This window comes from Pedobacter sp. NO84 (assembly GCF_059703915.1).
In genome coordinates this window covers 4,088,095-4,114,995 of sequence record NZ_AP046575.1, presented here as the reverse complement: position 1 = coordinate 4,114,995, position 26,901 = coordinate 4,088,095, and the positions used below count along the sequence as shown (strand labels likewise).

Below are 26,901 nucleotides of genomic sequence, written 5' to 3'. Positions count from 1 at the left end.
ATTATTCATTTATCTTCGGCGAAGATAAGAAATAAGACGCAAATGCTTTGGATTTATAATATTGGAATAATCGGATATCTCTTTGTGTTGAGACTGGCAGCCCTTTTTAACCCTAAAGCAAAATTATTTATTGATGGAAGAAAGAATATCTTCGAAATTTTAGCCAAAAAAATAGCTTTAACAGATCAGCCCGTCTGGTTCCATTTTGCTTCTTTAGGGGAGTTTGAGCAGGGAAGGCCAGTTTTGGAAAAATTAAAAGCTAACGAACCTGAGCAAAAAATTATAGTCACTTTTTTTTCTCCTTCAGGATATGAGATCAGAAAAGATTATGCATTGGCGGATGTTTTCTATTTACCATTGGATACCCCAAAAAACGCAAAAAAATTCATTGAAATAGTAAATCCCAAACTAGCAATATTTACAAAATATGAATTTTGGTACCACTATTTTAATGAATTGAATGAGAAACAGATTCCACTTTATTTAATATCTGGAATTTTTAGGCCTGATCAGGTTTTTTTTAAGGGCTATGGGAGTTTTTACCGAAGTCTGCTAAAATGTGTTACCCATTTTTTTGTACAGAACGAAGAAAGTGTGCTATTGCTTAAAAGTATCGGGCTGGGAAATGTAAGTCTAAGCGGCGATACCCGTTTCGACAGGGTGCATCAAAGTGCCCAAAACCCTAAAAAAATAATTGAAATTGAAGCATTTTGTGGCAACTCGCCTGTTTTAATAGGTGGTAGCACCTGGCCGGCAGATGAAAAAGTAATTGTTGCATTAACACAGCAATATTCGGATTGGAAGTTTATTATTGCCCCACATGAAATTGGAGGATCACGTATAGAAGAGATTGAGAATTTATTCCCAAATTCTATCAGGTTTTCAGTTTTGAATTCTCAGTTTGCTTCCGATAGCTATGGGGATAGCCAAATGCTAACCGCTAAGCACCAGACGCTCATCATAGACAACATCGGAATGCTTTCATCTCTTTATCAATATGCTAGCATAGCATATATTGGGGGTGGTTTTGGAGCTGGAATCCACAATACGCTAGAAGCTGCTGCATTTGGTTTGCCCGTAATTTTTGGCCCGAAGTACGATAAGTTTCAAGAGGCAAATGATCTAATGAACATTGGTGCTGCAAGAAGCATAACAACCAAAGCCAGACTCCTTAATGCCTTCCATTTTTATATCGATAACAAAAAGGCGGGAGAAGCGGCAAAAGATTATGTAGCGAACAAAAAAGGGGCTACTGAGATGATTGTTCAATTTATATACGCACAGAAATAATAAAACCGCAAGCCATCCCCATGAAAAAAAATCTACGTTCTTTCCTTTTCATCAGCTGCTTAGTTATTTGCTGGTACCCATCTTTTTCTCAGCAAAGAATAGCAAAGCCGAAATATGTGAGTGATAGTATAACCATTATATCTCCCGATATAGAAATCTATCACCGTACTGCGATGGCGGCATCTGAGCCTGACCTCCAAATGAGAGAAAAAGTTTATGGAGTGGTTGTTGCCCAAACCAAATTACTTTTAACCAAAAGTGAATTTGTGGATCTGGATATCATGCATCAAAGCTATAGGAACGTTAATCATTTAATTGAAACAAAATTTGGTACCATGATGAGATCTAAGGAGCAACTTGAGGTACCAGAAGAATTAATTGTAAAAAAGAGTAAATATACTTTCCTACTATCCGCTGGAGGAAGTTATGGGTACAGTAGCAGGTCTTACTTTAGGATTTCAGTGATCAATAATGAAACTAAAAAGTTCGAATATTATAATGATGTATTTATCGAAAATGTAAGCATAGGGAATTTAAGCAATGTAAAAAGACAGATTACACATCTGATTAAAGAAATCATAAAAAATTAGGTTGACCTAACTACGATTCTGCCATCTCTGCCAGCGCCTCAATAAATTTAGGATGATCGTTTAAGCTTTCAACCAATTGAACATGCTCTCCGCCAAGTGTTTTAAATTCTTCGTGGTATTCTACTGTGATTTCGTATAAGGTTTCTAGGCAATCGGCTACAAAAGCTGGACTAAAAACCAATAATCTCTTTTTCCCCTCAGACGCAAGTTTCTTCAACACATCAGTTGTATAGGGTTGCACCCAAGGTTCTTTTCCTAAGCGGGATTGGAAACAAACTGTATATTTTTCCTTAGGCAAACCTAGTTCTTGGGCCAACAAGCTTGCAGTATGGTGCCCCTGAGCAGAGTAACAAAATTTGTTCGTATCATTAAAGTCGTCGCAACAATGGTCTGCTTTTAAACAATAACTTCCCGTATGATCGCATTTTAACAATTGCCTTTCGGGCAGCCCGTGAAAGCTGAACAATACATGATCATAATTTTCAGGTCCGTGCTTCCTTGCATTTTCAGCAAAAACCTCGATCATCTGTTTATTATCATGAAAAGAATTGACGAAAGAAATAGGTGGAATGGTTTGCCATTTGGCAACGAGTTCCATTACCATTTGAATTACAGAACCCGAACTTGCAGAGGCATATTGCGGGAACATCGGAATAACCTTGATGCTTTCTACCAATCCGCTTTTTAATTTTTGCAGCGCAAGTTCTATTGATGGACTCTGGTAACGCATGGCCAATTCTACCTGATAATCGGAGCCTAGTTTTTCTTGCAATAATTGAGCTTGGATCTTGCTGTAATAAAGTAAGGGCGAGCCTCTTTCATCCCATATTTCTTTATATAGTTTGGAGGTTTTCGGGCTACGGAAAGGAACAATTATACCTTTAACAAGTAATGTGCGGTTAAATTTAGGAATATCGATTACCCTCTCGTCCATCAAAAACTGATCGAGGTATTTTCTTACATCTTTTACTTCTGGACTGTCTGGCGTACCTAAATTAACTAATAAAATTCCTTTTTTACCCATATTAAAATCTAGATGAACTGATTTTCGATTACTACTTAATGGGCAAATATACGTTAAGCTTATACGGCTAAAAAGAATAGTTTAAGCGTTTGTAGATTATCGGTCAATAATTACTTTTTGATGATGATAGAATTTAATAGGCTTCTAGTTCTGCCTTCACTTTTTCCATGAGCCACATCGGCGTAGATGTTGCTCCACAAATCCCAACTTTATCGTTTTGAGAAAACCAGTTCAGATCCAATTCATCTGAGTTGGAGATAAAGTACGAGTTGGGATTAAACTTTTTGCAAACATCAAATAGCACCTTACCATTCGATGATTTTTTGCCTGAAACAAAGATAATCTTATCGTAATCTGTTACAAAATTTTCTAGCTCCTCATAACGATTAGAAACCTGACGACAAATTGTATCGTTAGCCTTCACATCATATCCCCTGTTCAAGAGTTCGTCCTTTATATGATAGAACTTATCTGTGCTTTTTGTGGTTTGGCTATAAAGGGTAAATTTATTTGGCAGTTCCATACTATCGAGCTCAGCTAAATCCTGGAAAACAATAGCTTTACCATTGGTTTGGCCCTGTAATCCAATTACCTCCGCGTGTCCATGCTTCCCAAAAATGAGAATTTGCTCCTCATCATCATGAGAATTCTTAATGCGGTTCTGTAATTTTAGTACTACCGGACAAGAAGCATCAATTAAGGTCAGGTTATTTTCTAATGCCAACTGATAGGTTGATGGGGCTTCGCCATGCGCCCTAATTAAAACCTTTTCGTTTACAAGTTGATGTAACTTTTCGTGATCAATGATCCTAAGTCCTTTAGCTTTTAAGCGTTCTACCTCCTCATCATTATGCACTATATCACCCAAACAATACAGATATTCTTCATGATCTAAAATATCTTCGGCCATGTCTATCGCGTAAACGACACCAAAGCAGAAGCCAGAAGATTTATCTATGGATACGTTTAAATTATAGCTCATTTTTATTGTGATGCAATATAGATTACAAAAATACGGAATATTTAGAATAGTTGGAGTTTTTATTGGGAGGTTGGACTGGGGAGTTGGGACTCGATCATCCCTTACGCTTCCTGCCCGAAAATCAGGCAGGTACCGATGATTTCACCGATTTCCTAACCTGTCTAGTTAAAGTTTCCCGCACTCTCGGACTTCCATCTCCCATCTTCCATCTTCCATCTTCCGTCTTCCATCTTCCATCAACTCAAATAAACCCGATCTTCTTCACCATCTACATCCATTACTACGTCAACACGTTCTTTAAGGATGGTAGAAAGTTCTAGGCCCACAAAATCTGTGGCAATTGGAAAAATCTTATGACTTCGATCTACCAAAACTACTGTTCTGATTTTTTTGTGTGGTGTATTTAAGAAAACGCCCAATCCGTACGCCAAGGTTTTACCACTGTTAAGCACGTCGTCAACCAAAATTATTACTTTGTTCTTCCATTCGGTTTCTTGTAAATCTGTTTTGGCTACGAGTTTGGTATGTTGTTTCTCTAAATCGATTCTAAGTAAAATCACTTTAAAGTTTGCAATTTCTTCAAGCACTTTCTGCAAGCGCAAGGCCAACTTGTAACCACGATCCCAAATTCCAGCCAAAACAACTTCCTTTTCGTATAAGTTATCTTCTAAAATTTGATAGGCAATACGGTTGATCTTTTGATCAATCTGTTGCTTGTCTAAGATAAGGACCTGTGTTTCGGGCATGGCGATCAATTTATAATACCTACAAAAGAACGATTTTAAGCCTCAAAAACAAACACAAAAAAATAATTTCGATTTTTTGCAACGTTTAGCTAGGCACTTGCGTCTAATCATTACAAACCTTAAAACCACATCCCATGAAACCAACTTCTATTTTAAAATCAATTACCTTGATGTTCGTGATGACATTGAGTTATATGCATGCAAATGCCCAAAGAAATGTAGCTGTTAAAAGTTTTAATAGTATAGGCGTAAGCAGCGGAATAGACCTCTACCTTACACAAGGGAATTCAGAAACCCTAACCATTAAGGGTGATAACGACTTGATAAAAGACGTTGTGATAGAGCAAAATGGCACATCCCTTACTATAAAATATAAAGACGGCGTGAGCTGGGGCCGATTGTTCAAAAACCAAACCATTAAAGTATATGTAAATTACAAAACCTTAAAAAGCTTGGCAGCGAGTGGTGGTTCTGATGTTTTTAGCCAAAACACCATTAAGACAGATGCATTATCAGTAGCGGCGAGTGGCGGTTCTGATCTTAAGCTCAATATAGCCTGCACAAATTTTCAACTCTCTATTAGTGGGGGCAGTGATGCAGACCTGAGCGGAAGCGCAGAAAATATGGTGTTAACCGCTAGTGGCGGTTCTGATATAGATGCTTATGATTTTGCAGTAAACAACGCAAAGGTGAATGTTAGCGGAGGTTCAGATGCCAACATCCACGTAAATAAAGGATTGGAAGCAAGTGCAAGTGGCGGAAGCGATGTAAACTATAGGGGAAGCGCAGCTTTGAAAAAAACCAATTCCTCAAAAAGCGGAGATGTTACGCACGTGAATTAGCGAAGAGCGGAGAGCGAGGGTCTGGCATACCAAGCATCGATTAATGCCAAGGGATGTTGAACAAGTTAGTAGATAAAAATAAGTTTAGTTTTAGTTAATAGGCCAATATAGCGGATGCGGTATTGGCTTTTTTGGTGAAGCGAATAGCGTTTGGCGCTGAGCGCAGGTCGCTAACAGACTCAAGACTTCAGACTGCCAACTCCAGACTAAGTCTTAGAATAGGGATAATAAATAAAATTAGCACCTTCGGGCACTATCACAAAAACGCACATATAATTTTCAGGCTTTTTATAGCTTTTCAAAAATTGCTCTTTCTTATCAGGATGAACGATTCCTTTTTGAATAAACTCTTCTAAAGTAGACGCTTGAACAGTCCATTCGGTATTGAGATCGTTCTTATTTAAAATCACCTCGCCAATGCTTACTTCGTGCTGATGTGCAATAAATATTGGATAGGAAGAAATCCCCTCTACCATAATTTCTACTGCAACCTCTTTAATGGAACCAGTATAAAAGTTGAGATCTTTCTCTAAGCTGATCAGCGGACTTTTTTTCTGTTTCTTTCCTTCACTATTTTCTTCTTGGCCTAAATTGCCTAATAATTCTTCTGACTCCATTTTTTTAAAATCTTAATTCTTTTTTTAGGGTAATAAACTTGTCTTCCGTTAAACTATCGGTTAACAAGGCCCAACCTTTTTCGGTTTTAATTATCCTTCTGCTTAAGGGATATTGCTCTGAACAAAAGTACATCCGACCTTTCTTGATCAGCTTCCATGAATTATTTTTTAGCGAAAATACATTAATGCTCGACCAGCAGCTACTAAACCACTCCGGGCGGAGTAACAGCTCAGGTTGCCCATCGCTATCTAAATCTCCACTTAAAAAAAGGTCGGCACCAATCGCGTTTTCATAAATTAATACAGGAAGGCTGCTGTTGCTAAAATGAATACTGATGTTATATTCTCTTTGCTTGTCGCCTATATCATCATTAACAAACTTATTTTTTATTACAAAAGCAGTGTCTTTTTGTGTAAGTAAAAGGGTATCTATGGTTTTGGTAACCGTATCAATCTTAACGTTTGCTTGGACAGAAATAGGGCTTTTCTCTTCTTTCTCGTCCGATTTATCGTTGCCTTTGCAAGCAAATAATCCAGCAACAACGGTTAGATACAACCAAAATTTGCTCATGCTCTTAGTTTTAGCAAAACTACATTTTCTACATGTTGGGTATGAGGGAACATATCTACTGGTTTGATACGCACTACGTCATACTTTTCTTTTAACAGAGCCAAATCCCTGGCTTGTGTGCCTGCATTACAGCTTACGTACACAATTTTATAGGCTTCCATTTCCAATAATCTTTCAACCACATCAGTGTGCATGCCTGCCCTGGGCGGATCGGTTATAACCACATCGGGCTTACCGTGTTCGCTGATAAATTGGGGAGTTAAAATGTCTTTCATATCGCCCGCGTAAAAAAGCGCATTTGAGATTCCGTTTAACTCGGCATTAAATTTTGCATCCTCAATAGCTGTAGGCACATATTCTATCCCAATCACTTTGTTTACACTCCCTGCAATAAAGTTAGCAATTGTACCGGCACCAGTATATAGATCATATACCAACTCATCCCCTTTAAAATCGGCAAATTCTTTGGTAATCTTATAAAGTTCGTAAGCCTGGTCAGAATTGGTCTGATAAAATGATTTGGCCCCAATTTTAAACCTCACTACTTTTCCTGACCCATCAATCGGCATCTGCTCAAATATATGGTCCCGTCCTGCATAGGTGATTACTTCCTGATCAAAAATCGTATCGTTCTTTTTCTGATTAACGATATACAACAAGGCTGTAATTTCTGGAAAAGCAATTTTTAGATATTCCATTAATCCATTGATCTGCTCCTGCGCTGCATAGGCAAAAACTACAACTACCATGACCTCTCCGGTTGACGATGTCCTAATGATCAGGTTTCTTAATGACCCTTCGTGATTGCGGAGATCGTAAAAGCTCAGGCCATGCTGGAGGGCATACTCTCGAACCCTTAAACGCAGGCTGTTGCTTGGCTCTGCCTGCAAATAGCAATGCTCAATATCTAAAATCTTATCAAAGCGAAGCGGAACATGGAACCCCAGTGCATTCATTTCTCTATCATCGGCGTCAAATTGCATGTCTGTTGCATTTAGCCAACGTTTGTTAGAGAAAGTATATTCAAGTTTATTTCTATAGTATCTATTAACTGCCGAACCCAATATAGGCTCCATGTTTGTAGTATCAATTTTGGCTAATCGCTGTAAAGCAGCCTCTACATTCTTATGTTTAAATTGTAGCTGTGCATCATAATTCATGTGCTGCCATTTACATCCCCCACAGGTGCCGAAGTGACTACAAAATGGATCAACTCGAAGTGGAGAAGGAGATTGCAGGTTTTCGATAATCGCCTCAGCAAAATTTTTCTTTTTCTTCACTACCTTGATGTCAACAACATCTCCAGGAACGGCTTTGTCCACAAAAATCACTAGTTCATCAGCCTTGCCTACCCCTTTTCCTTCTTCAGCAATATCAATAATGCTTAGTCCCGAAATCCGTATAGGCTCTGCATTTCTTCTGTTTCTACTCATTGGATGCAAATATAGTGGTTAAAGCTGAAAGACTAAAGCAGAAAGCGATGGGCCATGGGCGTTTTGCGTTAAGCGATAAGCATTATACCCAAAGCGTAGGGCGTTGCCTTCGAAAACGAGGTCAAGGATATCTATGCCATTAAAGGCAGTAGATGTGAAGGTGATGGCAACTCAATTGTAAACTGATAACTGTGTCAAAGGCATCCCTTTGGGAAATTACTTTCCAAAAACCTTAAGAATTAATCCAAAAGCACCTTCAAGCCAGTTAAATTTCATGTCAAATTGCTCATCAACCATTACAGAAATCTCTAAAACTTCTTTGCTCATTACAAATGTGTTGATAATGATACAAAGATAAGTATTTATAGACTAAAAACCAAATCGGTATTTAGATTCATATAACTTACGAAGTTTGTCAATTTTCGAGTTAGACACTCGTAAGTTTAAGTTGAATTAGGAGTTAAGGTTGTGCCAAAGGCATCCCTTGGGGAGAAAGTTGGAATGTTTGAATTCATAACCCCAAACATTACTCACCAAACGTTTTGAAAAGCAGGGGCAGTGGCCACTATGAAGGGCAGTCCCGCCATTCGTTCCAATCTTTTCTTCGACGAAGACTTACGAAGTTTGGAACAACCTACGGCAAATGAAACTTCGTAAGTCTTGATAACCAAAGTATTTCCACTTCTGTCGGGTTTAGATAACAAAAGATAGTGCTAAAATTGTGGGTTGCAGGATCCATCCGATAGAATTTGAGAGCCACAGATTAGAAAGATCAGTCATTCTTAAAAACGGCAAAGGTTTGGCTCAGACCTACATGAGCCGGGGTTGGCAGGTGGGGACAGCAGCAAACAAAAAGGAATTCGGCTTCCGACCGCACATGTTCCATCTTCCATCTTCCATCTTCCATCTTACATCTCCATCTTCCATCTCCATCTTCCATCTCCATCTTCCATCTTCCATCTTTATAAAGCAGCTTTCACCAAATAAGGCAAGATTTCTTTTTGGAAGGTGACGAAATTTTTGCGCACGTCGGCATCGCTTACTGAGGTAAAGGCAAAAGAAAATACGATACTTTTACTGGCCTTGAGCAAAAAAGCAAGTCCACCCCTACGCGCTGGGTTCTTCTTAAAATGATCCAGTTCCAAGTAGGCAGAGAGCAGTAGCGCCTCTAACTGATCTGAAAGATGTTTTAAAAATTCTTGTGAATTGGCATTTTCTCGAACAAAATCCCATCCGATAAACTCATTGCAAACCGTGTACGATAAACGGCAGGTCTTCATTACCAGCGCCTTTAAATGTTCTTCTTCACTGGCAAACTGAACTTTGTTGCTTAAAATTTCGTGCAGGTTAATATCCAGATAATCCATCAAAATGGCATCCAACACCTGCTCTTTGCTGTCGAAGTATTTGTAGATAGTTGCTTTGGCGATCCTTGCTTTCTTAGCAATTTCGTTTACGCTGGTTTTATGGTAACCATACTTCCTGAAAAGTTCTTTAGCAGCCCGTAAGATGCTTTCTTTTATTTTTTCTGGTTCCATTAATTCGTTACCTGTAAAGTGTTCCCGGCAATGGTAACACCATATTGTTTTAAAGAGGTTTTAGCCGGCGCTTTAACCGGACTACCATCATAGAGTGAGTATTTCGCGCCAGATGCTGGATCGGTAGCGGTTAAACTTGGATCATCAACTACTACTGCGTGCTTTTGTTCTGGATTAACGGTACTACAGCGATCATAGGCTACATAGGCATTATCCGCCCTGCGGTAAATGATTATGCCAGCCACACCATATCCTGACAATGTAACCGCACCCCCTGCTGTACTTAACCTACTTAATCGCGGGTCGGTTAGAGGTGCACTAAAGTTAACTGGTACATCTGGGATCATGCTTTCTTCTTTGGCGCAGGATGTACCAAGAATAACAAGCAACAAGATTCCAATTAACTTTTTCATCAGTATATCATTGTTTTTTAATGGTGATGAAGCTATCATGAGCAAAGTGGTTCTTTGGTAAATGGTATGCTCATGATGGTTTCATTTAGATAATTGCTGTTTTATATTGTTTTAAGAAACGCACGTCGTTTTCTGAGAAAAGGCGCAGATCCTTGATTTCAAATTTAAGGTTGGCAATCCGTTCGATACCCATCCCGAAAGCAAAACCACTGTATTTTTTACTATCAATACCACAATTCTCTAACACGTTTGGATCTACCATCCCACAGCCCAAAATCTCTACCCATCCGCTGTATTTACACATCTGGCAACCATCGCCCTTGCAAATGGTGCACGAGATATCCATCTCTGCCGATGGCTCCGTAAAAGGAAAGTACGACGGGCGGAAACGTACTTTTGTTCCCTCTCCATATAGTTCTTGAACGAAATAGAATAAGGTCTGTTTTAGATCTGCAAATGATACATTTTCATCCACATACAACCCTTCAACCTGATGGAAAAAACAATGTGCCCTAGCAGAGATAGCTTCATTTCGGTACACCCTACCAGGCATTAAGGCCCTAAAAGGTGGCTGTCCGGCTTCCATCATCCTCACTTGTACCGACGAGGTGTGCGTACGTAATGCGATGTCGCCTTTTTCGCCTCCTTTTTTTATAAAGAATGTATCCTGCATATCTCGAGCCGGATGTTCTTCAGGAAAATTTAAGGCTGAAAAATTGTGCCAATCGTCTTCAATCTCGGGACCTTCAGCTACGCTAAAACCAAGTTTATTAAAGATTTCGATAATTTCCCTTCTTACTAATGCCAAGGGATGACGGGCTCCGATTTCAAAGCCTTCACCTGGCAAAGTTAAATCAAGTCGTGAGTCCTCAGTCTTTAGTCCCGAGTCTGAAATACTTTCGTTTAATAGCTGATATTTGGCTTCCGCCAATTGCTTAAACTCATTTAATACTTTACCTAAAGTCCTTTTTTCTTCGGGAGAAACTGCCTTAAATTCATCAAAGATATCTTTAATAATCCCTTTGGTACCTAAAAAGCGGATACGAAATTGTTCCAGTTCTTCGGCACTTGTAGTATCAAATGAATTGATTTCTGCCGTGTACTGTATAATCTGGTCTTGTAACATCTGACAAATATACAGCAATTAGTATAAATATTTTAATACTAGTGAGTTCAAATATTATCCCTAATCATCTTTATGACAAGAAAATGGACTAACGAACGCGAAAATATGGCAGCTATATTTGAAGGCTATTTTATATTTTCATTAAAAAAAGTAACTGTTTCATTGAGAGCGAACTGCCATTCTTTGCTCCCTGATAAGGAATGATCTGCTCCATCCACAAAAACAAATCGTTGCGGGATGTGAAGGTCATTTAATCTCCCGATAAACTTATTTAACGTAGCAATATCCTGTTTCGGCAATCCTATGCTAGTATTATTTTCTGGAAATACGTTAATTGTTGGGATTAATCTGGTAGCATTTGCAACATAAAATGGGCTAATATCCTTATAATTTTGCTCATTGATAGGATCAACCTGAAAGCCAGTATAACGGTATCCTGATTCTAACAGGCTGGTTGGCAAAAGCTGATAGTTTGGAATATCCGTAAATGTTAGGTCTAATGACCCTGCAATATTGCCTATAACTTGTATTTTATGATCATTCCTACTGTCGTAACCATATAATAAGGCTAGTGTTGCGCCGGCGCTATGCCCCGCAATACCGATCCTTTTACTGCTGATCACCCAAGATTTAGCGTTAGCAATAGCATAATCTACTACTGCACTGATATCTGAAACCTGATCTTTAACTTTAACCGCACTAACTAGGTGCAACGGAGGGTTATCCGCCAACCCAGTTGAATTAACCAATCTATAATTTACGTTTAATACAGCGTAACCACTTGCAGCCAAATAGCGGGCCTGGGCATTATATTCACTTTTATCTCCACCAATAAAAGTACCACCATGTATAAAAATGATGACATTTGTGTTGGAAGTACGGTTGGCGGGCAGGTACACATCCATTTTTTGCTTAGGATCGCTACCATAACTTACATCCGTGAACGTTTGGGCATTTGCAGCAGTTTGATAAGAAGGGGTTACCTCTTTCCGGCAGGTTGAAAAGAATAATAAAATCATCAATCCAACACCCATAATCCTTCTCCCAAAGGGATGCCTTTGGCGCGTTTTTATCATTATCTCTTATTTGAACTATATTACTCCTAATTCTTTACCCACTTTAGTAAATGCGGCAATAGCTTTATCTAAGTGATGTTGTTCGTGTGCTGCGGAAAGTTGAACCCTAATCCGGGCTTTGCCTTGTGCCACCACAGGATAGAAAAATCCGATTACATAAATTCCTTCTTCAAGCATTTTAGCAGCAAATGTTTGTGCAATTTTAGCATCGTACAACATCACTGGCACAATTGGGTGGAAACCGGGTTTGATATCAAATCCCGCCTCCGTCATTTTTTCGCGGAAATATTTGGTGTTACGTTCTAATTTATCTCTAAGTTCGGTAGTTCCGCTCAACATATCTAAAACCGCCACAGAAGCGCCTGCAATTGATGGGGCCAGGGTATTGGAGAACAAATAAGGCCTAGATCTTTGACGAAGCATATCTACAATTTCCTTTTTCCCGGAAGTAAATCCGCCGGACGCACCACCTAATGCCTTTCCTAAAGTGCCCGTAATGATATCAATACGATCCATTACACCAAAATGTTCGTGGGTACCCCTGCCTGTTTTGCCGATAAACCCTGAGCAATGCGATTCATCGATCATTACTAAGGCCTCGTATTTATCAGCGAGATCGCAAATCTGATCCAATGGGGCAACAGAACCGTCCATAGAAAATGCACCATCAGTAACTATAATTCTATGGCGACAATCTTTTGCAGCTATTAATTGTTGCTCTAAATCGGCCATGTCGGCATTTTTGTACCGAAATCTTTGTGCTTTACAAAGTCTAACACCGTCTATAATGGAGGCATGATTTAACTCATCAGAGATAATTGCATCTTCAGCATTAAACAACGGTTCAAAAACCCCACCATTTGCATCAAAAGCCGCCGCATACAGAATGGTATCTTCAGTGCCCAGAAATTCAGAAATCTTAGCTTCCAATTCTTTATGGACATTTTGGGTACCACAAATAAAACGAACTGATGACATGCCATATCCATAATCATCAATCGCTTTTTTAGCAGCTTCGATTACTTTTGGATGCGAAGAAAGCCCTAAGTAATTGTTTGCGCAAAAATTAACCACTTCAGCACCAGAACTCACCTTAATATCGGCGCCCTGTGGCGTAGTAATGATTCTTTCGCGCTTAAATAATCCTGCGTTTTCTATTTCTTCGAGTTCTTTTTGTAGTACTGGCTGTAGGGTTTTATACATATTTATTTTTTTGATGCAACCTTTGGTCTTTAATACCAATCTACAAATATAATATATTAACAAACTTTAACACCTTATTTGCGTTAACTAAAAGAACTTAATCGATATTTATATCTTTAAATCTCCTATGAAGAAATTTTCCATTTCGCTATTTCTATTTTTTGTAATTATAGGCACAGTAACTGCCCAGCAATATCAGATTAGTGGAAAAATTACCGATAACTCAGGTGAAATCATCCCTTTTGCCTCAATTTATATCAAAAACACAACTAAAGGCGTATCTGCCAATGTAGATGGTTCCTATAAGTTAACTGTAGATAAAGGCAAGATAACCTTAATTTACACGGCGATTGGCTATAAAGTTAAAGAACGCGAGATAAATGTGGTCGACAACATGGTTGTTAATCAAGAACTTGCTACTGAGAGCTATACCCTAAATAACGTAGTAATTAGGCCGAATGCGGAGGATCCTGCGTTCGAAATCATAAGACAGGCGATAAAAAATAGAGTTAAGCACTTAACAGAGGTTGATGCGTATAGCAGCCATGTTTATATCAAAGGACTTCAAAAACTTGTTAGTGCCCCTAAAAAATTCTTTGGTAGGGATATTCAGAAAACGCTTGATTTAGATACGAACAGAAAGGGAATTATCTATTTGTCTGAATCAACTTCAAATTTTAGTTTTAAAAGACCTAATCAGATTCATGAAGAAATGGTGTCGTCAAAAGTTTCGGGCAGGAACAATAGTTTTAGCTGGAACAAGGCATCAGACCTTACCATTAACTTTTACGAAAATTTAATGCTAGAGGGATCAGGACTTAGCTCAAGAAGCTTTGTATCCCCGATTGCCGAAAATGCGCTTTTCTATTATAATTATAAGCTCTTAGGCACAATAGTTGAAAATGGAGTAACTATTAACAAAATCGAAGTATTTCCTCGGAGAAAAAGTGATCCTGTTTTTAGGGGAATAGTTTATATTTCAGAAGATAGCTGGCGACTGGTTGGAATTAATCTTTATTTAACTAAAGATGCTGGCATCAATCTACTGGATACCTTAACTATCGGTCAACAATTTATTAAAACCGAAAATGTGTATATGCCCTCAACTACAAAGTTTGAATTTAACGGGAAAGTATTCGGGTTTAAATTTGAAGGTTATTTTGTAGGCGTTTATAGCAACTATGATATTCATCCTAATTTTTCAAAGAATTTCTTCACTGCCGAAATCCTAAAAGTTACCAAATCGGTTAACAAGAAAGATTCGCTGTACTGGATGAACAACCGCCCCATTCCCCTTACAGAAGAAGAGCGCTATGATTATAAAAGGAAGGATAGCATCGCTCTGCGTAAAACCTCAAAACATTATTTGGATTCGATGGAACGCGAGAGCAATGAATTTGGCCTCGTTAAACTTTTTTTAACAGGTTATCGATTGAACAAGAGATACGAGAAAAAAAGCTTTTATTTTGATCCGATCATAAGATCTGTGTATTACAACACGGTTGAGGGTATGGGTATAAAATATGGCATAACCTATCGTAAAGGATTGGAAGATCGTAAATTTTATACCATCAGGCCAGAGGCAAGGTACGGTTTCTCTAACCATATTTTCTCGGCTAACCTAAGCGGAAATTACTATTATGACCCTTTAAAAAGGGCAAGCATTGGTGGTAGTTTTGGGAGTGATATTGTTGATTTAAATCGATATGGCTCGATGAGCTTGCTTTCTAATTCTATCAATTCGCTGCTTTTCGAAAGAAATCTATCTAAATTTTACAAAAAGCAATTTATAAACATTAATTCTAGCAGGGAACTTGCTGATGGACTTCAAGCTACTGTTGCTATCGATTACAGTAAAAATGAAACGTTGGTGAATACAAATCATTATAGGATTAGGGATATTGATGATAGAGAATTTACATCGAACAATCCGTTTAGTCCAAATACCGAAATTCCATTGTTTCCTACGTATCGTGCACTAACAGTTTCGGCATCTTTGGCTTATACCATCGGCCAGAAATACATTACTAGGCCTGATGGTAAATTCTATGAGGAATCGAAATACCCGCGTTTTCAGTTAGGGTATAGAAAGGGAGTTAAAGATATTTTTAACAGTGATGTAGATTATGACCTATTGGCCCTAGAAATCTATCAAGAAAAGATTAGTGTTGGCTTATTGGGGTATATGTCATTTGTGGTGGGCGCCGGTAAATTCTTAAATAATAATACGGTCTTCTATCCAGAAAGCAAACATTTTAGGGGAAATAATTCAACCGTATTTCCGCCAAACCTTAGAAAGTTCAGGTATCTTGATTTTTATCAGTACAGCACGGATAGGCAGTATTTGGAAGCTCATTTCGAACATAATTTTGCAGGATTTTTAACCAATAAAATTCCGCTTTTGCGCAAGGCGAAATTAGAAGAGTTTGTTGGCGTAAATTACCTTACACAGCCTGCAAAGAAAAATTACACTGAATATTTCTTCGGCCTACAACGTTTAGTGTTCAGCGTAAGCTATGGCTTTGCTTTCAATGGAAGTGAAAAAGTAGAACAGGGATTTAGGATTGCATATGGATTCTAAGGTTAAGCATAAAGCTAAAGTGCAAAGCAGAAACCTAAGTGTTTAGCTGGGCAATAATTCTTCTTTATACTTCTACCTCAGTTCTTTTTTCTTCAGCTCTTTTTTCTATCTTTGCGTTGCATTAAACGCCGTTTGCAACGGTATCAATGAATTATGACCTATCAAACATTACTTTATTACTGCTATTCTCCAATAGCGGATGCAGCTCAATTTGCTGAAGAACATTTAATTTTCTGTAAATCTTTAGGATTAGTGGGCCGCATAATCGTTGCCGAAGAAGGCCTGAACGGAACAGTTTCAGGAACAAAGGCCGCGTGTGAGGCATACATGGCCCATATAAAGTCGGACCATCGCTTTGCTAAAACTGATTTCAAGGTTGACGATGTTGCAGAACCCTCATTTATAAAGATGCATTGCCGATACAAAGCTGAAATTGTGCATTCGGGCTTACGCGATACCAGTATTATTAATCCGAATGAAAAAACCGGCAAATATTTAGAGCCATCAGAATTTAGCGAAATGCTTGATCGTGATGATGTGGTGGTTTTGGATGTACGCTCTAATTATGAACATAATTTAGGGAAGTTTAAAAATGCCGTTACGCTGGATATAGAGAATTTTCGTGATTTCCCAGATCAGATCAATGCTCTGGCCAAATACAAAGACAAAAAAGTAATGACCTACTGCACAGGTGGCATCAAATGCGAAAAAGCAAGTGCATTGCTATTGCATCATGGGTTTACTGATGTTTATCAATTACATGGAGGTATTATCAAATATGGTAAAGAAGCTGGGGGCAAAGATTTTGAAGGTAAATGTTATGTGTTCGACAATCGAATAGCAGTTGATGTGAATACAGTGAATCCTACTCTTGTCTCCAAATGCCTTAACTGCGGAGCAACCACATCAAAAATGATCAACTGTGCAAATCCGGAATGCAATGAGCATTTTACACAGTGTGATGAATGTGGCGATCAATTGCAGGGATGCTGTTCTGCACAATGTACCACGCACCCGCGCAAACGCCCCTATGACGGGTCGGGTTACTATGTGAAAGTGCCTCAACATGTTTTGAAAGTTTAACTACAAGCTCATTAAATTAAGCCTACCGCAAATTGCATTAGGCCCAAGGTAAACTTTAAAAAGTTATTCCTGTTTTTCTAATAGAAATTGTAATTTGTTTTTATCCCTAGATAGAAATTTATTGATATGGAATTACAAACTCTAAAAAGAAAAATCTATGAAGTGAGAAATCAAAATGTAATGTTAGATTTTGATCTTTCGGAATTATATGAAACAGAAACAAGGTCTTTAAAGCAAGCTGTTAATAGAAATATCGATCGTTTCCCAGAAGATTTTATGTTTCAGTTATCAAGAGCCGAATGGAATGAGCTTATCACAAATTGTGACAAGCTACCTGTAACTGCAAAATTCAGTCCTTCAAGACCCTATGCATTTACAGAACAAGGAGTTGCAATGCTGTCGAGTGTGCTAAAAAGTAAAAAGGCAATTGAAGTAAATATTGGGATCATGAGAGCATTTGTATTAATAAGACAATATGCACTTTCACACCAAGAATTAACTGACAAACTTAAGGCACTGGAGGAAAAATTTGATCAAAAATTTGATGACATAAATGAAGTCTTATCTTTTCTAATGAAAAAAGAACATTTAGGATATGAACAAAACCGTTGGATATAAATTAACATATAGTAGTATGAGAGCATTTTTAACCGTGATATTCCTTTTAATCTCTAATACTTTCATGACATTGGCCTGGTATGGCCATTTAAAATTTAAGGATATGGAGTGGAGCAAAAGTTTAGGCCTGGTTTCTATCATAGCCATTAGCTGGGGGATTGCGTTATTCGAATACATTTTCCAGGTTCCAGCAAATAAGTATGGTTTTAAAGAAAATGGAGGCCCATTTAGTTTAATGCAATTGAAAGTTACCCAGGAAGCCATTTCAATAGCTGTATTCCTAATTTTTTCCATCGTGTTTTTCAAGACAGAAAAAATTGCATGGAATCATATGGTTGCCTTTGCGCTCATTTTATTGGCTGTATTTTTTGCATTCATCAAGAAATAAAACTCTCTTTTAGCTTTATATCGTTCTTAAATAATTATTTTGCACAAACTTTGGTCGGAAGTGCTATTCTGTTCATGAAATACAATACGGTAACCCATTTTCTATTCTGCTTAGTATTGCTGATTATTCCTGTAAAGCTATTTGCAAGTGATATTCAGAGCATTGGTGTACCCTACGTCCAGAACTACCCCAAATCATCTTATTTATCCGGTAATCAAAATTGGTCTATAGCGAAAGATAAAAATGGCTTGATGTATTTCGGTAACGCCGAAGGACTGCTTGTATTTGATGGTAAATATTGGCAACAGTATAAGATGCCTAACAGGCAGATTGTTCGTTCTGTTGCCACAGGGCCAAATGGAGAGATTTTTACAGGGAGTTTTGGAGAATTTGGTTACTGGTCTTATCAAAATAAACGGCTAACCTATTCTTCGTTAGTTAAACTTATACCTAAACCCTATCAGATTACGGATGAAATCTGGAAAATATACATCCTGGGGAATAAAGTTATTTTTCAGTCTTTTTCTACCATATACATCTATGATAACAAAAAAATAAGCGTTGTTAAGGCCCCGCATCCTTTTCTGTTTCTCCATCAAGTAGGAAAAAGATTATTTGCCGAGGTATTGGGACAAGGTTTATTTGAACTTCAGGATAAAAATCTAATTCCGCTTAGTGGAAGTGAAATTCTAGGCAACACTGGTGTTTTGTCTATCCTCCCTTACAAAAACAATAGTTTCATTATTGGTACTAGCAAAAATGGTCTTTTTATATATGATGGCAAAGCCTTTACGCCAATGGCGAGTGGGGCAAATTCCTTTCTAAAAACATTTCAGCTTAACAATGGGGTAAAGATCTTAAACCGTTACTATGCTTATGGCACCATTTTAAATGGATTAATTATTATCGATGAAAACGGAAATGTGGTACAACGAATAAATAAATCCAGTGGCCTGCAAAATAATACTATCTTAAGTCTCTATGCAGATAATGAACAGAACCTTTGGGCAGGATTAGATAATGGAATTGATCGGATAGAGCTAAATTCGCCACTTTATTTTTATTTCGATAAAGCCGGTCGATTTGGTACTGTTTATTCGAGTTTGATTGTAAAAAATAAAATCTATCTCGGCACAAATCAAGGGTTATTTGCTAGTCCTTGGTTACCAGAAAACGGGAATCTGTACAATTCTTTTGATTTTAAGCTAATTCCTAATTCTCAGGGACAAGTGTGGGAATTAAATGAAATCGATAACCAATTAATATGTGGACATAACGAAGGCACATTTAATATTATCGGTGATAGGATGGAAAAAATATCTGATATAAATGGAGGGTGGACCATAAAAAGGCTAAATCCTAATTTTTTAATTCAGGGAACATATACCGGACTAGTTATTTTTGCCAAAGATGCCAATGGGAGATGGAAATTTAGTCACAAAGTTGCGGATTTTAACGCCCCATCCAGGTATGTTGAGCAGGATTCAAAAGGTGATATCTGGATCAGCCATGCGTATAAGGGATTATATAAAATCACCTTAAGTGCCGATCTTAAAAGAGCCACCAATATTAAATATTACGACGAAAAGAATGGGCTCCCGGGTAATTATAACATCAACATTTTTAACCTCGAGAACAAAATAGTCTTTTCCTCGGATTCCGGCTTCTTAGTATACGATGAAATCAGCAACCGCTTTAGCAAATACGATGCATTAAATAAGCACTTGGGTAGTTTTTATGCGTCAAACAAGATTATTAATGCCGGATTGAAGAAATATTGGTTTATAAACCATGGCAAAATGAGTTTAGTAAACTTAATTGAACCAGGCAAAATTAGTATCGACTCGAGCAGGTTTAGCATTTTAGACGGCCGAATGGTACAGTACTATGAAAACATTAGTCAAATTAGTAATAAGATATACCTTATTAGTGTTGATGATGGTTTTGTAATCTACAACACAACTAATATCGAAGGCATTAAAGAGAAATTAAAGCTTCCGTCGGTACTTATCCGAAAAACAGAAGATATTACAGATAAATATTTTACGTTAACTGAGAACGGAAACAAGGGAGAAGCCATTGAAATCCCGTATAGCAGAAATAATTTGCGGATTTCGTTCTCCCTTCCTTATTATCGTCAGTCCAAGACTAAGTTCCAATATTATTTGGAGGGTTATTCAAAGCAATGGTCTGATTGGAGTTCGGCAACACAAAAGGATTTTACGAACTTAAGTAGAGGAAGTTATACCTTTAAAGTTAGGGCTAAAATAAATGAAGAAACCAGTAGCGGGATAACCGAATTCGACTTTGTAATTTTGCCTCCATGGTACGGGAGCAATTGGGCCATCGCTTTTTATACTCTTGTTGGTGTCGTTTCTCTAATTGCTGGAAAAAGAATTTACGAGGCTAAATTAAGTAGAGACCAACAGTCTATTACGCAAAAGTTACAAGCTGAAAAAGAGCAGTTCCTTAAAAAAGAAGCTGAGGCCACTGAAAAGCAAATCATTAAAATCCAAACCGAAAAGCTTCAGGCTGAGCTTGCAGGCAAAAACAGGGAATTGGCTAATTCGGCGATGAGTTTGGTCTATAAAAATGAGCTTCTCCAAAAACTAAGTGAAGAGATGACCAAATTGAAGGATGAAAATGGTAAAAAGCTTTCTGAAGACCAACTTAGAAAAATCCAAAAAGTTATTGATGACGGGATGAATGATGAGCGGGACTGGAATTTATTTGAAAGCAGTTTCAATGAAGCGCATGAGAGTTTCTTTAAAAAGTTGAAATCCAACCATCCAGATCTTGTACCGAACGACCTTAAGTTATGTGCTTATCTACACATGAACATGAGCAGTAAAGAAATGGCATCACTGCTGAATATATCACTTAGGGGCGTAGAAATACGACGCTATCGTTTGCGTAAAAAGTTAGATGTTCCTCATGATAAAAACCTCGTAGAGTTTTTAATGGAACTTTAGCACTACATCATTACCACTCATAACCCTTTTTCTGAACTATTAAAACAACTCCAGCCCGGAAGGCTTGTAGTACTTGTAATTTTTATGTTATCCTATCATAAACCTCATTTTTGGGCCATATAACCATCTTCTTGATCATAATGAGAAAGTACATACATAGCCAATGATGTATTAATGTATAGGTAAATTAACTTGCAGATTCCGATATAAAACAGAAAATTAGAGTAATCAATTAAACAAATATGTGTAACAGTATGAAAAAAATCTTTACAAAATTTTCTGTTTTAACCTTCCTTTGTTTGCTTTTATTAAACGTTGCTTCGGCCCAAAATGTTACAGTTAAGGGTGTAGTTAAAGATGAAACCGGTTTGCCCGTACCATCCGTAAACGTAGTGATCAAGGGCACTCAGAATATGACTCAAACAGACGTAAGTGGAAATTATTCCATAAGTGTGCCAAGCTCTGGTACGTTAGTATTTACCTATGTTGGGTATTTAACTAAAGAAGTTGTTGTTAATGGGCAACAAACAATAAATGTTACATTAGTTCCGTCTTCTAGCGATTTACAACAGGTAGTTGTTGTTGGTTACGGAACTCAGAAAAAAAGAGATCTAACGGGATCAATCACAAGTGTTAGTGGTACTGATATTGAAAAAATCTCAGTTACCAATCCGATTGCAGCCTTACAAGGAAAGGTGCCGGGATTAACGGTTTCCAATACTGGGCAGCCGGGATCTAGTCCTACGGTACGTATCCGCGGTATCGCGAGTACAAAGGATGCCAATCCACTTTATGTGGTTGACGGCTTGTTGCAAGACAATATCGACTACCTAAATCCTTCCGATATCGAAACCATTGATTTACTACGGGATGCGTCGTCAACTGCGATTTATGGTTTAAGAGGCGCCAATGGTGTAATTGCAATTACTACAAAAGTTGCTGCAAGAGGTAAAACCCGAGTTAATTTTCAAACAACAACAGGTTTTCAGCGTGTAAATGATCTAATTGATGTTACCGATGCTGCTGGCTTCAAGAAACTTTACTCTGCTGCCCTGGCAAATGCTGGTGCTGCACCATTTGATTATACCAATTATACAGGTGATACCAATTGGCAAAAAGAGCTTCTTCGTGATGCCATCATCAATACCAACTCGCTCAATATTTCAAACAATAATGAAAAAAGCACAACATTGGTTAACATTGGTTACAATAATCAGGACGGGGTAATTAAATATAACAATTATAAAAAATTCATTGCTCGTCTAAACGAAGAAATCAATATTACAGACAAAATTAAAGTTGGGGCAAATTTAACCGGTTTCCATTGGAGACAGGAGCCTAGCGGCGCCTCCAATTCAGGTATTTATGCGGCTCCAATTGTTCCAATCAGGAGTCCTTCAGGTTTGTATTATACCATGCCTTCATTTCAACGTGCGCAGGTGGCTAATCCTGTGCTAATCGTTGATCAGGCTAATAATACCTCCCTTAACAGAGGTTATAGAATTAGTGGGTCTTTATTTGCTGAGATTAAATTCTTAAAAGACTTTACATTAAGGTCTACTGTGTACACAGATTTAGGTTTTAACAACGCGAGGAGCTATCAACCACTTCCTTATGCAGTAATAAATCTGGGCGAAGGAACAACCGCAACAAATACTTTTTTTGATAACACAGCAAGAACTACAGTAAGTCAAAATACCTTTGAAGGCCGTAAATATCAGCAAGACCATACGTTAAGCTACAACAAGGTAATAAAGGATCATAGCCTTACCGCACTCGTTGGTTTCACATCTGTATACCAATCGAGCACAAGCTTGAGTGGATCGAGAAGAGATACTACCTTGAACGTGCCGTTTGACCAAAACCTTTGGTATCTCAACGTAATCAACGCAAACAATCCAACCTTTAACGGTGGCGGTGGTAGCGAAGAGTCAAACGCAGGTGTGTTTGGACGGATCAGTTATAGCTTCAAAAATAAATACCTATTAAATGCCACTATCCGTAGAGATGGAAGCTCTAGGTTTGCTCCAGAAAACAGATGGGGTACATTCGGAAGTGTTGGTTTAGGATGGGTAGCGAGTGATGAAGATTTCTTTAGAGATAACATCAAGGGCATTGATTTCTTAAAGTTTCGTGCAGCTTGGGGAAGATTAGGGAACTCAAATGGAGTTGATCCAAATTTATATCAACAAACCCTATCGAGTGCTGCCACAGCAATTTTTGGAGATAACATCTACACTGCCGTTCAAAACTCGTATATTCCTGATCCCAACCTACACTTTGAAATTGTTCAAGGCTTTGATCTAGGTATGGACGTAAAAGCTTTAAGAAACCGCCTGAGCGTTGAACTTGGGTATTATAACAAAAGCACAGATGGTATTTTAACCAGTTTCACTTTACCAAATACCACACTTGCCTACTTTACCAATTTGGGTAAAATCACCAATAAAGGAGTTGAAACTTCAATTGGTTGGAATGATAAAATTGGAGATAACTTAACCTATAACGTAAATGCAAACTTCAGTTACAATAAAAATATTGTTAACTCATTAGGTAATGCAACCAATTTCCAAATTTTAGGAAATGGCGGAGTAAACGTTACGGAAACAGGTAGCTCTATTGGTTATTTCTATGGATATAAGCAAACTGGTATTTATCAATCAACAGCAGACCTGGATAGAATCCCTCACCTTTCTACTTCGTTACCAGGTGATATCTCGTATGCAGATATAAATGGTGATGGGATCATTAGTCCGCTCGACAGAACTTACTTGGGAACCCCTTTCCCTCCTTATGCTTACGGACTAAGTGTATCATTGGGATATAAAGGTTTTGATGCTACTATAGAAGGTCAGGGTTCTGCTGGAAACAAAATCTATGTTCAACGTCGTACAGCAAATTTTGCGGTATTAAATTACGAAAGCAATAGATTAAATGCATGGACTGGCCCCGGTACATCGAATGTTGAACCAATTATTGATTCTCGTGGAAACAACTTATTGTTTAGCACGTATTATTTAGAAGATGGCGACTACTTCCGTTTGCGTAATGTACAGTTAGGTTACACCTTTGGCGCTAATACATTAGGCAAAGTGGGCATTCAGAAACTAAGAGTGTTTGTAAGTGGGCAAAATGTTAAAACCTGGAGCAAAGTTAGTGGTTATACTCCTGAGCCTCAAATCGGAAATATTACGGGCAGTGGTGCCGATAACGGGCTTTATCCTGTTCCGTCAGTCTATTCTTTCGGTTTAAACGTAACTTTCTAAGCGAAATCATTTAATCAAATTAAAATGAAAATATTTAATAAAACACATAAGAATACCGGAATAGCGCTAATTGTACTAGCTATGGTATTCTCAACAGCTGGTTGCCATAAATTTTTGGACACAGAAAGACAGGGTCAGTACACGGCCGATGATTATCCGTATCCTACTGGATCTGGCCCTTATGATCAATTTTTATTCGGAGCTTACAATGATTTAAGAAACTATGATGTGCATTGCACAGGCTTCTTTTTATCTACCAGTGTGAGAAGCGACGATGCCGACAAAGGAAGTACAGCTACAGATGGTGGTGCTGATGCGATTAGCATGGATAACTTTCCAGTATTACCCAATAATGGGATAGTAAACGGAATGTGGAATGGTTACTTTGGTTTTATTACCAAATGTAATATCGCGTTAGACCAGATTGAGAACAATAAAGATATCGTGGCTACGGATGCGATAAAAATTCAATCGCAAGCAGAGGCAAGATTTTTGCGTGCTTATGCCTATTTTAATCTCGTACGTTTATTTGGCAGGGTTCCGTTAATTGATAAAATTCTTACGGTTGCCCAAGTTAATGTTCCTCAAAGTTCGCCAGCACAGATTTATGCGTTGATAGAAAGCGACCTTACCTTCGCAGCAGCAAATTTACCTTTAAGTTGGGACAAAAAATTTGTTGGTCGTGCTACAAAAGGTGCGGCAAATGGAATTCTTGCAAAAGTATACCTTACCCAACAAAAATGGGGACAAGCAATGACTGCGGCAAATGCAGTTATGACTTCTGGACAATACGACTTATCAACTACGTATGCTAATATCTTCGGAGAGTCTGGAGAAAACAGTAAAGAATCGGTTTTTGAAGCGCAAGCTACTGCAAGTGCTGCTGTACCTACTGCAAATGGCATCCAACTTTCTCAATTTACTGGTGTCAGGGATTCTGGCGATTGGAACTTAGGATTTGGCTGGAATGTTCCTAATAGCAATTTAGAAAACGCATACGAAGCAAACGATCCACGTAAGGCAAGAACTTTTTTATATAGAAGTACATCTACAACACAATATAAAACCGTGTATGGAGAAATTACAGCAACAACTTGGATAAATCCAATCTACAATCATAAAGCGTATAGCAATCCTGCTTTTAGATCATTATATAACAATAAGTCTAGCTATTGGATGAATGTCCGCTTATTGCGTTATGCTGATGTAGTGTTAATGTATGCTGAAGCTGCAAATGAAGTTGGAGGTAATACTACCGCTGCACTAGCTGCCTTAAATAGCGTTCGTGCCAGGGCTAGAGCAGGTGCGCCGGGAGGAACCTTGCCAGACATAACTACAACAGACCAAACCTTATTGCGCAATGCGATCAGACAGGAAAGAAGAATCGAATTAGCGATGGAATATGATCGTTTCTTTGACTTGGTAAGATGGGGCATTTCTCAGACAGCTTTATCTGCTGCTGGAAAACCTAATTTTAATGCTTCGAGAGATAATTTATTACCTATTCCTCAAACCCAAATAGATTTAAGTAAAGGTGTTTTAACACAAAATCCAGGCTATTAATCTTTAAAATAATAGAAAATGAAATTTTCAACTAAAAATACGATAGCATATATGTTGGGCCTGTGCCTAGCTGCAGTTGCTTTTTCATCTTGTGATAAGGATGATAATCCAAACGATTTACCTGAAGTAGATCCATCTTCATACCAGGGCAAGGTTGATGGTTTTAGCTCTTCTGATGAAGTTTACTCAAAAAATTTAGTTGCCTATTGGTCCTTTGATGGAACGAAAAATGAAACTAAAACCAATACAGCACCTACATCAGCTGTAAATGATTCGTTTATTAGTGGGGGGGTTAGAGGACAGGCATTAGGCCTAAATGCCGGTTATTTGTATTACGCTAAACAATTTGACGCATTTAAAACTAGTTCCTTTAAAAGTTTTACAGTAAGCGAATGGGTACAAATTTTGAACAATGGTTCAAAAAAAACAATGTTATTTCAAATAACTAGACCTGGGATCTTCGATGGCAGTTTTGATTTTATACTAGAAACAAATGCCAACCCGGCCACCAATACAGATTATATACAAATTCACCCGTATTTCACAGCTATTAGTGGCGGCCGTCAAGACAACATCAATAATTACGGCACTACTAATCTTTCCCCTAAAATTGGTGCAAATAAATGGGTTCATTTATTGATTACTTATGATGGTAGTTCTGGGATTTTTGATATTTGGGCAAATGCCATTAAAGTTGGTAATTATCCAAGTAGAGGAACTGGTACTAACCTGTTTAATTCATACGAACCTAGTGAGATAATAATTGGTGCTAACTACAACTTAATTCCTGGTAAAACAGTAAATACCGATACAAGCTTCGGTGCGATGACTGGCTCTATTGATGAAATAAGAATATTCAATACGGTACTTCCGCAAGCTTACATAAAGGCTTTATACAATTTAGGTTTAGCAGGCAAGTAAATATCCTTTTAGTAAAACACAGCATTGTTAACAGTGCTGTGTTTTTTCATAGTTAACC

The 26,901-nt window shown here is 38.0% G+C and carries 23 protein-coding genes; 11 read left to right on the top strand and 12 right to left on the bottom strand.

Features of this window, described 5'->3' with window-relative positions:
- Positions 1-42: 42 nt before the first annotated feature.
- Both AC6H0V_RS18255 and AC6H0V_RS18250 read left to right on the top strand, forming a co-directional pair.
- Positions 43-1,290, top strand: coding sequence for a 3-deoxy-D-manno-octulosonic acid transferase (locus tag AC6H0V_RS18255; protein WP_497561639.1), 1,248 nt, complete (start codon positions 43-45; stop codon positions 1,288-1,290).
- Positions 1,291-1,310: 20 nt separating this feature from the next.
- The gene (locus AC6H0V_RS18250; RefSeq protein ID WP_497561638.1) at positions 1,311-1,880 is read left to right on the top strand and encodes a hypothetical protein; all 570 of its coding nucleotides are present in this window, start codon (positions 1,311-1,313) and stop codon (positions 1,878-1,880) included.
- Positions 1,881-1,890: 10 nt separating this feature from the next.
- On the opposite strand, the gene hemH is transcribed toward AC6H0V_RS18250, so the two are convergent.
- From hemH to AC6H0V_RS18235, 3 genes are all read right to left on the bottom strand, one after another.
- On the bottom strand, positions 1,891-2,904 hold the full coding sequence (gene hemH, locus AC6H0V_RS18245; protein ID WP_497561637.1) for a ferrochelatase: 1,014 nt from the start codon (positions 2,902-2,904) through the stop codon (positions 1,891-1,893).
- A gap of 133 nt (positions 2,905-3,037) precedes the next feature.
- Positions 3,038-3,886, bottom strand: a complete 849-nt coding sequence (locus tag AC6H0V_RS18240; RefSeq protein WP_497561636.1) for a 4-hydroxy-3-methylbut-2-enyl diphosphate reductase — start codon at positions 3,884-3,886, stop codon at positions 3,038-3,040.
- Between the two features lie 236 nt (positions 3,887-4,122).
- Positions 4,123-4,632: a phosphoribosyltransferase family protein gene (locus tag AC6H0V_RS18235; RefSeq protein ID WP_497561635.1), complete on the bottom strand. Its 510-nt coding sequence runs from the start codon at positions 4,630-4,632 to the stop codon at positions 4,123-4,125.
- 134 nt (positions 4,633-4,766) lie between these two features.
- Between AC6H0V_RS18235 and AC6H0V_RS18230 the strand changes: the two genes are divergently transcribed.
- Positions 4,767-5,474 carry a head GIN domain-containing protein gene (locus AC6H0V_RS18230; RefSeq protein WP_497561634.1) on the top strand — a complete coding sequence of 236 codons (708 nt, stop codon included), beginning with the start codon at positions 4,767-4,769 and terminating at the stop codon, positions 5,472-5,474.
- 206 nt (positions 5,475-5,680) lie between these two features.
- Here AC6H0V_RS18230 and AC6H0V_RS18225 read toward each other — a convergent pair whose 3' ends face one another.
- From AC6H0V_RS18225 to kbl, 9 genes are all read right to left on the bottom strand, one after another.
- Positions 5,681-6,091 (bottom strand): hypothetical protein, encoded by a 411-nt coding sequence (locus AC6H0V_RS18225; RefSeq protein WP_497561633.1) that lies wholly within the window; start codon positions 6,089-6,091, stop codon positions 5,681-5,683.
- A 4-nt stretch (positions 6,092-6,095) separates the two neighbouring features.
- Complete coding sequence (locus AC6H0V_RS18220; protein WP_497561632.1) at positions 6,096-6,662, bottom strand: hypothetical protein; 567 nt, start codon at positions 6,660-6,662, stop codon at positions 6,096-6,098.
- The gene (gene rlmD, locus AC6H0V_RS18215) at positions 6,659-8,095 is read right to left on the bottom strand and encodes a 23S rRNA (uracil(1939)-C(5))-methyltransferase RlmD (protein ID WP_497561631.1); all 1,437 of its coding nucleotides are present in this window, start codon (positions 8,093-8,095) and stop codon (positions 6,659-6,661) included. Before rlmD ends, AC6H0V_RS18220 begins: the two co-directional genes overlap by 4 nt.
- A gap of 216 nt (positions 8,096-8,311) precedes the next feature.
- Positions 8,312-8,422 carry a phenylalanyl-tRNA synthetase subunit alpha gene (locus tag AC6H0V_RS18210; protein ID WP_316768686.1) on the bottom strand — a complete coding sequence of 37 codons (111 nt, stop codon included), beginning with the start codon at positions 8,420-8,422 and terminating at the stop codon, positions 8,312-8,314.
- A 635-nt stretch (positions 8,423-9,057) separates the two neighbouring features.
- Entirely contained in the window at positions 9,058-9,633 is a 576-nt protein-coding gene (locus AC6H0V_RS18205; RefSeq protein ID WP_497561630.1) for a TetR/AcrR family transcriptional regulator, read from the bottom strand.
- Positions 9,633-10,046, bottom strand: coding sequence for a Rieske (2Fe-2S) protein (locus AC6H0V_RS18200; RefSeq protein ID WP_497561629.1), 414 nt, complete (start codon positions 10,044-10,046; stop codon positions 9,633-9,635). Before AC6H0V_RS18200 ends, AC6H0V_RS18205 begins: the two co-directional genes overlap by 1 nt.
- An 85-nt stretch (positions 10,047-10,131) precedes the next feature.
- On the bottom strand, positions 10,132-11,172 hold the full coding sequence (pheS, locus tag AC6H0V_RS18195; RefSeq protein WP_497561628.1) for a phenylalanine--tRNA ligase subunit alpha: 1,041 nt from the start codon (positions 11,170-11,172) through the stop codon (positions 10,132-10,134).
- Between the two features lie 125 nt (positions 11,173-11,297).
- Positions 11,298-12,248 carry an alpha/beta fold hydrolase gene (locus AC6H0V_RS18190; protein ID WP_497561627.1) on the bottom strand — a complete coding sequence of 317 codons (951 nt, stop codon included), beginning with the start codon at positions 12,246-12,248 and terminating at the stop codon, positions 11,298-11,300.
- A gap of 15 nt (positions 12,249-12,263) precedes the next feature.
- Positions 12,264-13,451 carry a glycine C-acetyltransferase gene (gene kbl / locus AC6H0V_RS18185; protein WP_497561626.1) on the bottom strand — a complete coding sequence of 396 codons (1,188 nt, stop codon included), beginning with the start codon at positions 13,449-13,451 and terminating at the stop codon, positions 12,264-12,266.
- Between the two features lie 127 nt (positions 13,452-13,578).
- Between kbl and AC6H0V_RS18180 the strand changes: the two genes are divergently transcribed.
- The 8 genes from AC6H0V_RS18180 to AC6H0V_RS18145 all read left to right on the top strand — a co-directional run bounded on the left by AC6H0V_RS18180 (position 13,579) and on the right by AC6H0V_RS18145 (position 26,843).
- A complete protein-coding gene (locus AC6H0V_RS18180) occupies positions 13,579-16,032 on the top strand; it encodes a DUF5686 and carboxypeptidase regulatory-like domain-containing protein (RefSeq protein ID WP_497561625.1) in 2,454 nt (817 codons plus the stop codon).
- Between the two features lie 150 nt (positions 16,033-16,182).
- Positions 16,183-17,115, top strand: a complete 933-nt coding sequence (gene trhO, locus AC6H0V_RS18175; RefSeq protein WP_497563396.1) for an oxygen-dependent tRNA uridine(34) hydroxylase TrhO — start codon at positions 16,183-16,185, stop codon at positions 17,113-17,115.
- 126 nt (positions 17,116-17,241) lie between these two features.
- Positions 17,242-17,733 (top strand): ORF6N domain-containing protein, encoded by a 492-nt coding sequence (locus tag AC6H0V_RS18170; protein ID WP_497561624.1) that lies wholly within the window; start codon positions 17,242-17,244, stop codon positions 17,731-17,733.
- A gap of 16 nt (positions 17,734-17,749) precedes the next feature.
- Complete coding sequence (locus tag AC6H0V_RS18165; RefSeq protein WP_497561623.1) at positions 17,750-18,121, top strand: DMT family protein; 372 nt, start codon at positions 17,750-17,752, stop codon at positions 18,119-18,121.
- Between the two features lie 74 nt (positions 18,122-18,195).
- Positions 18,196-21,093 carry a ligand-binding sensor domain-containing protein gene (locus AC6H0V_RS18160; RefSeq protein ID WP_497561622.1) on the top strand — a complete coding sequence of 966 codons (2,898 nt, stop codon included), beginning with the start codon at positions 18,196-18,198 and terminating at the stop codon, positions 21,091-21,093.
- A gap of 254 nt (positions 21,094-21,347) precedes the next feature.
- Positions 21,348-24,359, top strand: a complete 3,012-nt coding sequence (locus AC6H0V_RS18155; RefSeq protein ID WP_497561621.1) for a SusC/RagA family TonB-linked outer membrane protein — start codon at positions 21,348-21,350, stop codon at positions 24,357-24,359.
- Positions 24,360-24,383: 24 nt separating this feature from the next.
- The gene (locus AC6H0V_RS18150; protein ID WP_497561620.1) at positions 24,384-25,922 is read left to right on the top strand and encodes a RagB/SusD family nutrient uptake outer membrane protein; all 1,539 of its coding nucleotides are present in this window, start codon (positions 24,384-24,386) and stop codon (positions 25,920-25,922) included.
- An 18-nt stretch (positions 25,923-25,940) separates the two neighbouring features.
- A complete protein-coding gene (locus tag AC6H0V_RS18145) occupies positions 25,941-26,843 on the top strand; it encodes a LamG-like jellyroll fold domain-containing protein (protein WP_497561619.1) in 903 nt (300 codons plus the stop codon).
- Positions 26,844-26,901: the final 58 nt, after the last annotated feature.